At 74.0% G+C, this 12408-nt stretch carries 14 protein-coding genes; 6 read left to right on the top strand and 8 right to left on the bottom strand.

The features are described from left to right. From ACOJTC_RS10980 to ACOJTC_RS10955, 6 genes are all read right to left on the bottom strand, one after another. Nucleotides 1-794, bottom strand: a 794-nt coding sequence (locus tag ACOJTC_RS10980; protein WP_420116769.1) for a SigE family RNA polymerase sigma factor, incomplete at its 3' end; no start/stop codon positions are given. A gap of 103 nt (nt 795-897) precedes the next feature. Beyond that, on the bottom strand, nt 898-1764 hold the full coding sequence (locus tag ACOJTC_RS10975; RefSeq protein WP_204927372.1) for a PH domain-containing protein: 867 nt from the start codon (nt 1762-1764) through the stop codon (nt 898-900). Nucleotides 1765-1770: 6 nt separating this feature from the next. After that, nucleotides 1771-1929, bottom strand: a complete 159-nt coding sequence (locus ACOJTC_RS10970) for a hypothetical protein (protein ID WP_165942702.1) — start codon at nt 1927-1929, stop codon at nt 1771-1773. Nucleotides 1930-2045: 116 nt separating this feature from the next. After that, the gene (locus tag ACOJTC_RS10965) at nt 2046-2735 is read right to left on the bottom strand and encodes a DUF6758 family protein (RefSeq protein ID WP_372444636.1); all 690 of its coding nucleotides are present in this window, start codon (nt 2733-2735) and stop codon (nt 2046-2048) included. 164 nt (nt 2736-2899) lie between these two features. Then, a complete protein-coding gene (locus tag ACOJTC_RS10960) occupies nt 2900-3523 on the bottom strand; it encodes a TrmH family RNA methyltransferase (RefSeq protein ID WP_204927371.1) in 624 nt (207 codons plus the stop codon). Between the two features lie 97 nt (nt 3524-3620). Then, nucleotides 3621-4112, bottom strand: a complete 492-nt coding sequence (locus ACOJTC_RS10955) for a hypothetical protein (protein ID WP_204927370.1) — start codon at nt 4110-4112, stop codon at nt 3621-3623. A 668-nt stretch (nt 4113-4780) separates the two neighbouring features. Here ACOJTC_RS10955 and trxA point away from each other — a divergent pair. The 4 genes from trxA (at nt 4781) to ACOJTC_RS10935 (ending at nt 7607) form a co-directional block, all read left to right on the top strand. Then, the gene (gene trxA / locus ACOJTC_RS10950) at nt 4781-5143 is read left to right on the top strand and encodes a thioredoxin (protein ID WP_088647038.1); all 363 of its coding nucleotides are present in this window, start codon (nt 4781-4783) and stop codon (nt 5141-5143) included. Between the two features lie 85 nt (nt 5144-5228). Beyond that, entirely contained in the window at nt 5229-6275 is a 1047-nt protein-coding gene (locus ACOJTC_RS10945) for an Rv2578c family radical SAM protein (RefSeq protein WP_420116768.1), read from the top strand. Nucleotides 6276-6372: 97 nt separating this feature from the next. Next, nucleotides 6373-6780, top strand: coding sequence for a CoA-binding protein (locus tag ACOJTC_RS10940; protein ID WP_420116767.1), 408 nt, complete (start codon nt 6373-6375; stop codon nt 6778-6780). A gap of 593 nt (nt 6781-7373) precedes the next feature. Continuing rightward, entirely contained in the window at nt 7374-7607 is a 234-nt protein-coding gene (locus ACOJTC_RS10935; protein ID WP_420116766.1) for a DUF4190 domain-containing protein, read from the top strand. On the opposite strand, the gene ACOJTC_RS10930 is transcribed toward ACOJTC_RS10935, so the two are convergent. Beyond that, on the bottom strand, nt 7608-8444 hold the full coding sequence (locus ACOJTC_RS10930) for an SDR family NAD(P)-dependent oxidoreductase (protein ID WP_194823078.1): 837 nt from the start codon (nt 8442-8444) through the stop codon (nt 7608-7610). A 185-nt stretch (nt 8445-8629) separates the two neighbouring features. Here ACOJTC_RS10930 and ACOJTC_RS10925 point away from each other — a divergent pair, with 185 nt between their 5' ends. Both ACOJTC_RS10925 and ACOJTC_RS10920 read left to right on the top strand, forming a co-directional pair. Further along, on the top strand, nt 8630-9190 hold the full coding sequence (locus tag ACOJTC_RS10925) for a DUF4190 domain-containing protein (RefSeq protein ID WP_363791383.1): 561 nt from the start codon (nt 8630-8632) through the stop codon (nt 9188-9190). A 126-nt stretch (nt 9191-9316) separates the two neighbouring features. Next, the gene (locus ACOJTC_RS10920) at nt 9317-10141 is read left to right on the top strand and encodes an SDR family NAD(P)-dependent oxidoreductase (protein WP_420116770.1); all 825 of its coding nucleotides are present in this window, start codon (nt 9317-9319) and stop codon (nt 10139-10141) included. Nucleotides 10142-10166: 25 nt separating this feature from the next. Here ACOJTC_RS10920 and ACOJTC_RS10915 read toward each other — a convergent pair whose 3' ends face one another. Continuing rightward, a complete protein-coding gene (locus tag ACOJTC_RS10915) occupies nt 10167-12383 on the bottom strand; it encodes an APC family permease (protein WP_420116765.1) in 2217 nt (738 codons plus the stop codon). Nucleotides 12384-12408: the final 25 nt, after the last annotated feature.

The following is a 12408-nucleotide window of genomic DNA, read 5'->3' as shown; positions in this document are numbered from 1 at the left end:
CGGGGGCCCGCGCCGACCGGCTGGGCCGTCGCCGGATCGGCGCCGGTCCCGGCGGGTGCCGCTCCCCGTGGGGAGGCTCCGACCCGGGTGGGCGGCCCATCGGCGAGGGCGGGCGGCGGGCCGGCTCGCCGCCCCCCACGGACCGGGGTCCGGCCCGGCGCGGGTGTCCGGGTTGTGCCGGTGGCCCGCTCGGGCGTCGGCGTACGGGCGGCGAGGGAGGGCCGGGCGGTGGCGGCCGGGCGGGCCGTCGGGACGGCCGGGGCGGGGCGGCCGGTCGGGTCGGCGGCGAGGTCGTGCAGCCCTTCGGCGGCGAGCCGGCGGCGCAGGGTGTTCAGTGCGCGCGACGTCTGGCTCTTCACCGTGCCGGGGGAGATCTCCAGCAGGGCCGCCGTCTGGGCCTCGGACAGGTCCTCGTAGTAGCGCAGCACCAGCACCGCCCGTTGCCGGGCCGGCAGCATGCGCAGGTGTCGCCAGAGGGCGTCCCGGTCGAGCTGCTGCTCGATCTCGTCCACCCCGGCCCGCTCGGGCAGCACCTCGGTGGGGCGCTCACCGTGCCATCGACGCCGCCACCAACTGGTGGACGTGTTGACCATCACCCGTCGGGCGTACGGCTCGACCGCCTCGATCCCGCCCAACCGCCGCCAGGCCAGGTACGTCTTGGTCAGCGCGGTCTGGAGCAGGTCCTCGGCGGTGGCCCAGTCCCCGGCGAGCAGGTACGCGGTACGCAGCAGGGCGCCGGAGCGCGCCGCGACGAAGTCGCGGAACTCGTCCTCCAGCGGATCCCGGTCGGCCACCGCTCACCTCCGCACCCCGTCCTGTCTGGCAGGCTGTCACGCCGGGCAGGGTCCGGTCGACGGCGGAAGGTGGGCAGTTCGCCCGACGTACGGACGAAAACGTTCAGGCGCCGTCGTCGGCCTTCGCCTCGTCGGCCTCCTTGCCCAACCGGGCCTCGACCGCCTGCGGCTCGTACATCTCCTCGACGACCCGCAGGTAGAGCTCGTTCGGGTTGGGCAGGTTCTTGATCTCCCGTAGCGCCTGCTCCTGGCCGGCGGACTCCAGCACGAAGGTGCCGTAGTTGAGGGCCCGACCGGTGGGGGTCTGCTCGTACTTCATGTCGGTGACCCGGGCCAGCGGCATCATGGCGACCTTGCGGGTGACGATGCCGTTGACCACCATGACCCGCTTGTTGGTCAGGATGAACCGGTCGTACCACCAGTCGGCGACCTTCCACGCGACCCAGCCCATCACCGCGAACCAGAGCAGCACGGCGATGGTGGTGAGGGCGCCGACGTCCTGCCCGGCGAGGAAGCCGGAGAGGTAGCCGAGAATGAAGGTGGCCGCCACACCGACGACGATCGGGGTGCCGAGGTGGATCCAGTGCCGCTTCCACTCGCCCCGGTAGCGCTCGGTGGGGAAGAGGTAGCGGGCGACCAGGGAGCTGGGCTCGTCCTCCAGGGGGAGCACCCGGCGGGGTGTCATGCCCTGGGCGTCGGACCGCAGGCCGGCCAGTTCCTCCTCGGAGATGACCGGCTGCTGGTAGCCCTCCTCCGGGTCGCGGACCCAGGTGCGCCCCTGGCCACCGAATCCCGGGGCGTCGCCGTAGCCGGCGTCGTCCGAGAAGGACGGTCCGCCGGTGGGTCCCGCCCCGGACCCGTAGGCCGGCCCGTCGTCGGGTCGGTACCTCGGGATCGGCTCGGTGTCCCGCTCCCGGCGGTCCCGGCCGGGATCGTCCGGGTCGAACGGGGGTCCGGAGGGGCTGCCCATCGGGGGTTAGGCGACGAGGCTCGTGAAGAAGTCGCCGAAGCCCTGGGCGATGTCCACGATGCCACCGCCGAGCGACTTGAAGACGTCCGCTGCCGAGTTTGGCCGGTAGGCAACGAAGAAGATCAAGAATGCGATACCGGCCCAGGTGAGGACCTTCTTGACCATAGCGGGCCATCCTCTCGCGCGGCGCCGGGTCCGTTTACCGCAGCGGCACCCAGAGTATCAGCATGATGTCGTAGCGTGAATATCTGCGTCCCATCTCCGACTCGCCCGGAGGACCGTCAGGCCTTTCCGTGCAGGTACGGGGACGGAGCGCCGTACACGAGCTCGGGCGGAGTCCACTCGGTGAGGTCGTGCAGGACGACATCTTCCGCGAGGAGGTGACCCGCGCTCGCCGGCCAGGCTATCGCATGGAGCCACATTCCCCGAGCCTCACCGGCGTACGCGCTTCGATCCGTTGCCGAATTGATTAACCACAGTGGAGTCGGATGGCCGCCGACCCTGATCCGCGCCGGCTCCACATGCTCGGGGTGACCAGGGCCGGGACCGGGCCCGGCCAGCACCTCCGTCAACTCTGGACCGGGGTCCGGGCCGGCCACCCCGGCGAACCGGGTGCCCAGTCCCACCCCCGGCTCCTCGGCCACGAGGACCAACTCGGCCGGTCCACCGCCGAGCGGCGCCGGCCCGGCGCACGCGACGGCCGTGGCGCGGACGCCACCGGCCTCGTCGCCGGCCCAGGCCACCCCGGTCACCGTCCAGCCGGACGGCAGCGGCCACGGGCACCACAGCGGCGGCGCGGGCCGCTGCGGGTCGCTCTCGGCGGCCACCCGGTCCACCACGCTCGCCACGATGTCGGCGTCGATGTGCTCGGGCACGTGCAGCGGGGCCACCGGCCCGCACCTGACGCAGCGCGACTCACCGTGCATCAGGTCCGGTGGGCGTACCTGACCCGCACACCTAGGACAACTCACCACGACACTCACATCCCCACCGTGGCCCGGTGACCGCCCGCCGTCAAGCCGCCGCCACGGACGTGCCGCCCCTTTCCCCACCTCAGCGCCCGTACGGCGATTTCCTGCGGTCGGCCTCCACCCCGGCGGAGGTGGCGGCCCGGCGCGGCGCGGGCGGGCAGGGGTCAGGCGGGCGGGGCGGCGGCGTGGGCGCGTACCCAGGCGTGCATGGCGATGCCGCTGGCCACCCCGGCGTTGATCGACCGGGTCGAGCCGTACTGGGCGATCGAGAAGAGCTGGTCGCAGGCGGCGCGGGCGGCGGCGGACAGCCCCGGTCCCTCCTGGCCGAAGATCAGCACGCAGCGCCGGGGCAGGGTGGTGGTCTCCAACGGCCGACTCCCGGGCAGGTTGTCGATGCCGACCACCGGCAGCTCCCGACCGGCGGCCCAGCCGACGAACTCCTCGATCGTCGGATGGTGCCGGACGTGCTGGTACCGGTCGGTGACCATGGCGCCCCGGCGGTTCCACCGGCGCAGCCCGACGATGTGCACCTCGGCGGCGAGGAAGGCGTTGGCGTTGCGGACCACCGTGCCGATGTTGAAGTCGTGCTGCCAGTTCTCGATGGCCACGTGGAACTCGTGCCGCCGGGTGTCCAGGTCGGCCACGACGGCCTCCCGCCGCCAGTAGCGGTAGCGGTCCACCACGTTGCGCCGGTCGCCGGCGGCGAGCAGCTCCGGGTCGTAGCGCGGGTCGTCCGGCGGGTCGCCCGGCCACGGTCCGACACCCACGTCGAGCTGGTCCTCGGTCACGGTTCCAAGAGGGTACGGCCGCTGCGGCGAGCCCCGTGCGCCACCCCGACCGGCGCCCTCCGGGGCGCCCGCCCGGGTCCGCCGGACCGCCGCGCCCTCACCGCCCGCGCAGGCCCAACGCGTCGCCGAGGCGGTCCAGGAACCGCTGGTCGGTGGGGTCGGGGACACCGGTGCGGCAGACCCGGACCGCCACCGACTCCACCCACTGCCGGTACGCGGCGGAGTCTGCGGGGTCGGCGCGGCGGCGCAGCACCCGGACGGCGGCCCGGCAGGCCGGCGGCAGGTCCGCCGGGCCGGTGGGCCCGCCGACCGGAGCGGTCGCGCCGTCGTGCCGGGCGTAGATCGCGGCGACCACGGCCCGGACGAGGTCACTGTCGGAGGCGCGGCCGGCGGCGAGGGCGTCCAGGCCGACGAGGCCGGCGGTGACGTCGCGGGGCGGGCGACCGGGGCCGGGTGAGGCGGCGGCCACCAGCACCCGACCGGGCAGGGTGGTGAGCAGGTCCCACTCGGTGGCGGAGTAGACGGCGCTGGTCAGCGGTGCGGCACGCCGTCCGGCAGAGGGCGGCTCTCCGGCGAGGGAGTGGCTCATCAGGACCTCCGCCGTCAGCATAAGCCCGCCGGACGGGTGACGGGCTCGTCCCGGCGCGATCCGCGCCCGCCGCCACCCGGGTCGCGGTACGGGCACCCGCGCGTCGCCGTCGGCGGGCAGCGGTGAGCACGACTCGACATGCCTTACCGGTGGTTGACTCAACCAGCCTTACCGCTGGTTAAGGAGACACCGGGCGGCGGGTGACGGCGAAATGTCACTCCCGGGCCCACCCGGGGGGAGACGCAATGAGCGGCGGGGCCCTCCCCGGCACCCGCCGCCCACGCTCTGATGTCGAAGATTCTGCCCCACCACGACGATGAACGAACAGAGACGGAGGTCACATTTATCTTTTCGTAACAATACTCAGAGTCACTAACGATCAACGAGAGAGCGATCTCCGCAGGTGAAGTAGTACCTTGTCAGGCGACAAGTTGACGCATGTTGGCTGCTCCGGGCGGCGATCTCCCTGGAAACGCTCCCATCACGGGCCGTCACGCAAATGCGTCGTGCAAGTGCAGTCCGCACGCGTGCATCGACAGATGCAGCTCGATGAGCGTGATCGGCGCTTCGGAGTGGGCCGGTTTCGGCGCGCCCCACCCGGGAATTTGCCGGGGTACCACCTGGTTCTACGGGACGGAAAAAGCAATCCGCGCTGATCGGAGAGTCCAATGGCAACCGTTGAGCTGACCACGGCCAACTTCGACGAGGTGACCGAGAGCAGCGGCATCGTGCTGGTCGACTTCTGGGCCGAGTGGTGCGGCCCGTGCAAGCGGTTCGCCCCGGTCTACGAGCGCTCGTCGGAGAAGCACCCCGACATCACCTTCGGCAAGGTCGACACCGAGGCGCAGCAGGAGCTGGGCGCCAAGTTCGACATCCGCTCGATCCCGACGATCATGGCGATCCGGGACGGCGTGATCGTCTTCGCCCAGCCCGGCGCGCTGCCCGAGTCGGCCCTGGAGAACCTGATCGAGCAGGTCCAGGCGCTGGACATGGACGACGTCCGCAAGCAGCTCGCCAACCACCAGCACTGACCACCGCCGCCGGCGGTCGGGCCCGACGGCCCGGCCGCCGGCGTTTCACTTGCGCCACGCTCGCACACATGTTCGAATGGACGGCATGCGCTGGGACCACCTCTCCGCTCCCCCGGACGAGGAGCGTCCCGACCGGGCAGCGCCAGCGACGCCACCCCTGCCGCTGGCGCTGCCCGGCGCGGTCACCCGCACGTTCGACACCCCCGACTTCGCCGGCATGACGTTCTACGAGGTGCAGGCCAAGTCGATCATCAACCGGGTGCCGGGCGGGTCGCAGGTGCCGTTCAGCTGGACGATCAACCCGTACCGCGGCTGCACCCACGCCTGCGTCTACTGCTTCGCCCGCAACTCGCACACCTACCTCGACCTCGACGCCGGCGCGGACTTCGACCGCAAGGTGATCGTCAAGATCAACGCCGGGGAGCTGGTCCGCCGCGAGCTGGCCGCGCCGCGCTGGCGCGGGGCGGCCATCGCGATGGGCACCAACGTCGACTGCTACCAGCGCGCCGAGGGCCGCTACCGGCTGCTGCCGCCGATCCTCACGGCACTGCGGGACTTCGCCAACCCGTTCTCGATCCTCACCAAGGGCACGCTGATCCTGCGCGACCTGCCGCTGCTGCGTCAGGCCGCCGAGGTCACCCGGGTCAGCCTGTCGTTCTCGGTGGCCTTCGTCGACGAGGCCCTGTGGCGGGCGGTGGAGCCGGGCACCCCGAGCCCGCGCCGCCGGCTCGACGCGGTCCTCCGGCTCACCGACGCCGGCTTCGAGGTGGGGGTGCTGATGGCGCCGATCCTGCCCGGCCTCTGTGACGACGACGCGTCGATCGACGCCACCCTCGCGGCCATCGCCGCAGCCGGTGCCACCAGTGTCACCCCGCTGGCCCTGCACCTGCGCCCCGGTGCCCGCCAGTGGTACGCGCACTGGCTCGGCCGGGAGTTCCCGCACCTCGTCCCCCGCTACCGCGAGCTGTACCGGTCCGGGGCCTACCCGCCGCAGGCGTACCAGCGGGAGCTGACCGCCCGGGTGCGGATCGCGGCCCGCCGGCACGGCCTGCACCGCGGCGAACCCGGCGACACCCGCCGCGTGTCGGCCCCACCGCCCGCACCCGCCCCCGAACAGCTCGCCCTGCTCTGAGCGGGCCGGTCGGGCGCGCGGCGTGCGGGCAGAGCCGTCCCCCGGGCCCGGCGGCCGGGCCGGTCCCACCCGCCCGGAATCGGGCTAGGCTCGGCGGATGCGGACCGCACAGCAGCTCCTCGCCGACTCCGCCGTGATCGCCGTCGTGGGCGCGTCCCGCGACCCGGGCAAGGCCGCGCACCGGGTGCCGGCGCAGATGCAGCGGTACGGCTGGCGGATCATTCCGGTCAACCCGACCGTGGACGAGTTGTTCGGCGAGCGGGCGTACCCGTCGCGCGCCGACATTCCGCACCCGGTGGACCTGGTGAACGTCTTCCGCCCGGCCCGGGACGCCGTCGAGGTGGTCCGACAGGCGGCGGCGATCGGCGCGCCGGCGGTCTGGCTCCAGCTCGGCATCGTCTCCGCCGAGGCGCGGCGGATCGCCGAAGCGGCCGGCATGGACTACGTGGAAGACCGCTGCCTGATCGTCGAGCGGGCCGCCGCCGGCCTGTCCCGGCTTCCCTGACCGTCCCCGACCCGCCCCGACGAGGTGACCCGGCGTCAACCGGGTGAAAAGCCGCACCGCGCGCCGGTAGCGTCCGCTGGAGAGAGGCCACTGACCTGCGGCGGAGGGCGGGCACCGTGAGTACGCCACCGGGCGAGCCGGAGCAGCCACCGTCACCGTACGAGTCACCCGGCGAGCCGGCCGCCCCGCCCGCACCCGTCCCGCCGGAGGGACCGTGGAGCCCGGCTGCGCCCGAGCCGTCGGCGTGGGCCCGACCATCCGAGCCGTCCCCCTGGGCGCAGCAGTCCGAACCGTCGGCCCCGCAACCGCCGGCGGAGGCGGGTCCGGCCGGTGGCTCCCCCGGCATCGGTCAGCCGGGCGGGTCAGCCCCACCGTCCGGGTCACCCGGCTGGACGGGGCCGCCGTCGGGCGAACAGCCGGCCGTCACCCCGCCGGGCGGACCGGCATGGGAACAACCACCGGCCTGGGGGGAGCCGACCCCCGGCGGACCGGCCTGGGAGCAGCCGCCGCCGTGGGGGCAGCCGCCGGGCGAACAGCGGTGGGGATACCCGCCACCCGGGCCGTACGGACCACCGGGTGGCGGCGGGACCAACGTGCTGGCGATCCTGTCCCTGGTGTTCGCCATCGTCTTCGCCCCGGCCGGCATCGTCCTCGGCCACCTGGCGAAACGGCAGATCCGTCGGACCGGCGAGGAGGGCGACCAGCTCGCCACCTGGGGGCTGGTCCTCAGTTACGCGTTCACCGCGATCGGGGTGCTCGTCTGCTGCGGCTGGCTCGCCCTCGTCGTGGTGGCCGGCGTCGGCAGCAGCACCGGCACCGGTTACTGATCAGCGGAACTGCGCCTCCCGGACGCTGTTGCCGCCGTCCACCACCAGCATCTGCCCGGTGATGTACGACGCCGCCGGCGAGCAGAGAAAGCTGATCGCGGCGGCCACCTCGTCGGGGGTGCCGGGGCGGCCGACCGGGGTGCCGAGCCCCTGCTTGATCTCCGCCATCGTGGAGGCCGCCGTGTAGATGGTGCCGGGGGCCACCGCGTTCACCGTCACCCCGTCGGCGATCATCTCCATCGCCAGGGCCCGGGTCAGCCCGACCACCCCCGCCTTGGCCGCCGCGTACGCCGCCTCGGTGGGCAGGGCGTTGACCGGGCCGGCGGTGGCCGAGAGGTTGACGATCCGCCCCCAGCCCCGCTCGGCCATCCCACTGATGAAGGCCCGGCTGCACAGGAACGCCGTGGTCAGGTTCCGGTCGATCTCGCCGCGCCACTCGTCGTAGCTGAGCTGGGCCACCGGGCGGAGCACCTCGGGGCTGGCCCGGCTGGCCAGGCCGGCGTTGTTGACCAGCACCTCGACGTCACCGAGCTGTTCGGCGACCGCGTCGGCGAGCGCGCCGACCTCGGACTCGTCGGTCAGGTCGGCGACGAAACCCGTCACGCCCAGCTCACCGGCCCGCTCGTGGATGCGCCGGGTGGTGGAGACGATCGCCACCCGGGCGCCCAGGTCGGCCAGTCGGCGGGCGGTGGCGTACCCGATGCCGTCGGCGCTGCCCGCGCCGGTGACCAGGGCGACCCGGCCGTCCAGCCGCATGGTCACCGGGTCCGGCAGCGGCACCGGCTCGTCCTGGCCGGGTTGGCTGCCACCGGTGGTGGCGCGGGTGCGCCGGGCCAGGCCGGGGCGGCTCACGTCCCGCCTCGGTCGGCTGCCGGATCGGTCGGCCCCACGCGCGTCGATAGCCATGCCGGCATCCTGCCCGCTCGACCGGGTGCGGGCAACGAGCCACCACGGGGCCGACCTCGCCACTGTGTGGTCCTGGCTACCCTGACGGCGCACCTACATGCGACGGAGAAGATCAGATGACCTATCCCCCGCCCTCCGACGGCTGGTCGGACCCGGCCTGGTCGGCCCAGCAGCCCGACCCGACACTGCCGGCCAGTGGCCCGCCGATCTCGGCGGCACCGGTCGGGAAGGACCCGTACGCCCCGGCCGACCCGTACGCGGGCGCGCCGGGCATCCCCGCCCAGGCCGCCCCGGTCGACCCGTACGCCGCCGCTGCCGCCTACCCGCAGCCCGGCTACCCGCAGCCGATGGGGTACGCCGGTTACGGCGGTTACCAGCCCCCACCGCCGCAGAACGGCCTCGCCATCGCCTCGATGATCGTCTCGATCATCGGCGCGATCGGGCTGTGCGGTTACGGGCTCGGCGGCTACATCGGCCTCATCGGCGCGATCCTCGGCCACGTGGCCCGGCGGCAGATCCGGGAGCGGGGGGAGGGCGGCGCGGGCTTCGCCACCGCCGGCATCGTCGTCGGGTGGATCTCCACCGTCATCGCGGTGCTGGCCACCATCGCCATGGTGGTCTTCTTCGTCTGGCTGGCCAACCAGGAGTCGACGACCGGCTACGGCACCTCGTACTGAGCGGTGGGGCCGCCCCGGGCACCCTGGGCGGCCCACCCGGTCATCCGCACGTGACGAGAACCCGACGGCCCCCGTGACGTGGTGACTCCACGGTAACCTCGTGCCGTGACCGGGGTGGATGGACCTGTGGAAGACGTCGCCGGGCGGCGGACCGTGGTGGTGACCGGGGCCAGTTCGGGCATCGGCCTGGCCGCCGCGGTGGCGCTGGCCCGACGCGACGACCGGGTGGCGCTGGTCGGCCGGGACCCGGCCCGCCTCCAGGCCGCCGGTGACCGGGTACGCGAGGCGTCCGGCGAACACCCCGAACTGTTCCGCGCCGACTTCGCCGTGCTCGACGACGTACGCGGGCTCGCCGAGCGGCTGCGGGCGGCGTACGACCGGATCGACGTGCTGGCGAACAACGCCGGGGCGATCGTGTTGCAGCCGCTCAGCACGGTCGACGGGTTCGAACTGTCGATCCAGGCCAACCACCTGGCCCCGTTCCTGCTGAGCAACCTGCTGGTCGACCGGGTCGGCCGGCTGGTGGTGACCGCCTCCGGCGCGCACCGCAGCGGGACCCTCGACCCGGACGATCTCAACGCCGCGCTGCGCCGCTACCGGCCGATGCGCGCGTACGGCACCAGCAAGCAGGCCAACATCCTGTTCGCCGCCGAGGCGGCCCGGCGCTGGCCCGACGTGCCGGCGTACTCGTTCCATCCGGGGGTGGTGCGGACCCGGTTCGGCGCGGACAGCCGGCTGGTCGCCCTCGGCATGCGGGTGATGCCGTTCCGCAGCCCGGAGAAGGGCGCGGAGACGCTGGTCTGGCTGGCCAACCAGCCGGCGTCCCGGCTGGTCGACGGCGGCTACTACGCCGACCGGCGACTGCGCCGACCCTGGCCGCGCGCCACCGATCCGGCGCTTGCCGCGCGCCTCTGGGCCGCCAGCGCCGCCGCCGTCGGCCTCGACACCTGACCCGACCGGAGCCATCGGGGCCGTGCTAGTCGACGACGTGGACCGGGACGGTGGTGACCACCACGCCGGGCAGGGCGCGCAGGGCCCGGCGTAGCCGTTGGCCGGTGCGGCTGTGCAGCAGGCGGTGCCACGGCCGGCGCAGCACCACCTCCGGCACCACCACGGTCAGTACCAGTTCCGGCGCGGCGGCCTGCAGCGCCTCCAGGTAGTGCGCCAGCGGCCCGACCACCGCCCGGTACGGCGAGACGATCGTCTCCAGCCGGACGTGGTCCCCCCAGGCCCGCCACTGCTCCCGGAACCGGTCCGCCTCGGCGTCCTCCGGGGCGAGGTGCACCGCCAGCGTCGGCCGGCCCAGCGACACCGCGTACGCCAGGGCGCGCATCGAGGCGCGGTTGAGGCGTACCACCGGGACCACCACCAGGTGGCGCAGCTCCTGCGGCAGCTCCCCGCCCTCGACGGGCCTGTCCGCCGGTGCGGCGGCGGGTTCCGGCGGCCCGGCGGCGGGTCCGCGGGCGACGGCCGGCGGGGCGGGGTCGGGAGATGGGGGGCGCAGGGCCAGGGCGGCGTGCAGGGTGCGGTAGTGCCGGTGGATCCGGTCGAAGAGCAGCACCAGCAGCGGCACCGCGACCACCACCGCCCAGGCGCCCTCGGTGAACTTCGCCACCGCCGCGGTGAGCAGCACCAGGCCGGACAGGATCGCACCCACCCCGTTGACCAGCGCCCGCCGCCGCCAGCCGTCGCCCCGGTGCCGCCGCCAGTGCACCACCATGCCGCTCTGCGACAGGGTGAAGGCGAGGAACACCCCCACCGCGTACAACGGGATCAGTTTCCCGGTGTGGCCGCCGAACGCGACGAACACCACGACCGCCGTCGCGGCCAGCGCGACCAGGCCGTTGCCGAACGCCAGCCGGTCGCCCAGGTGCAGGAAGCGGCGGGGGGCGTGACCGGCGCGGGCCATGAAGAACAGCAGCCGGGGAAAGTCGTTGAACGCGGTGTTCGCCGCCAGCAGCAGGATCAGCGCGGTGGTCACCTGGACGACGGCGTACCACGGGCCGGTGGGGAAGGTGACCCGGGCGAGCTGGGACAGCAGCGTCTCGCCGGGGCGGGGCACCAGGCCCGCCAGGTGGATCAGCAGGGTGAGCCCGGCGAACAGGACCACCAGCATCGCCACCATCCAGGCCAGCGTGGTGCGCGCGTTGCGCCACTCCGGCGTCCGGAACGCCGGGACCGCGTTGGAGACCGCCTCGATGCCGGTCATCGACACCGCCCCGGAGGCGAACGCCCGCAGCACCAGCAGCAGCCCCAACCCCTGGGTCGCCGGTACCACCGGCGGGGCCACCGGCGCGAAACCCCGACCCGCCGCCCGCAGGTAGCCGACCACGAGCAACCCCAGCACGGCGGCCACGAAGGCGTACGTGGGCAGGACGAAGAGGTTGCCGGCGGCGCGTACCCCGCGCAGGTTGCCGGCGAGCAGCAGCAGGATCACCAGCACCCCGAGCGGCACGGTGAACGGCGTCAGCGCCGGCAGGGCCGAGGTGATCGCGTGCACGCCCGCCGCGATCGACACCGACACGGTCAGCACGTAGTCGAGCATCAGCCCGGCGGCGGCGGTCAGCCCCGCCCCGACCCCCAGGTTGTCCCCCGCCACCAGGTACGACCCGGCCCCGTGCGGGTACGCCGGGATGGTCTGCCGGTACGAGATCCCGACGGCGACCATCAGCAGCACCAGCCCGGCCGACAGGGGCAGGGCCAGGCCCAGCGCCCCGCTGCCGGCCAGCACCAGCACGGTCAGCAACGCCTCCGGCCCGTACGCGACCGAGCTGAGCAGGTCGGAGGAGAGCACCGGCAGGGCCACCAGTTTGCGCATCCGCTCGTGCAGCACGGCGGCGCTGGCCAGCGGTGGGCCGAGAAGCACCCGGCGGACCCGGCCCAGCCGCCGGCCCAGGGGGGAGTCCGGCTGGTTGGCCGGTTCGGCGGCGACCAGCCCGTCCCGTCCGGCCGGTGCCCCCGGTGCCGGCCGGAACAGCGCGATCGGGGCCAGCCGGCTGAACCGGCCCGGGGTGGGGCGGTGCCGGTAGCGGTCCAGGGTCGGGTCGACCGGCAGGGCGGGCGGCACGCCGACCCGCCAGTGCGCGCCGACCCGGCGCAGGGCGTCCACCTCCGCCGGCGTGAGCGGTGGGAACTCGGCCGACGGGGTGACCACGGTGCCGCCACGGTCGTCGTCCGCGCTGCGCCCCGCCATCGCCCACCTCCCCCCGCACTCTCAC

The organism is Micromonospora sp., from assembly GCF_048594385.1.
Taxonomy (GTDB): domain Bacteria; phylum Actinomycetota; class Actinomycetes; order Mycobacteriales; family Micromonosporaceae; genus Micromonospora; species Micromonospora wenchangensis.
This window is presented reverse-complemented; position numbering and strand designations above follow the sequence as displayed.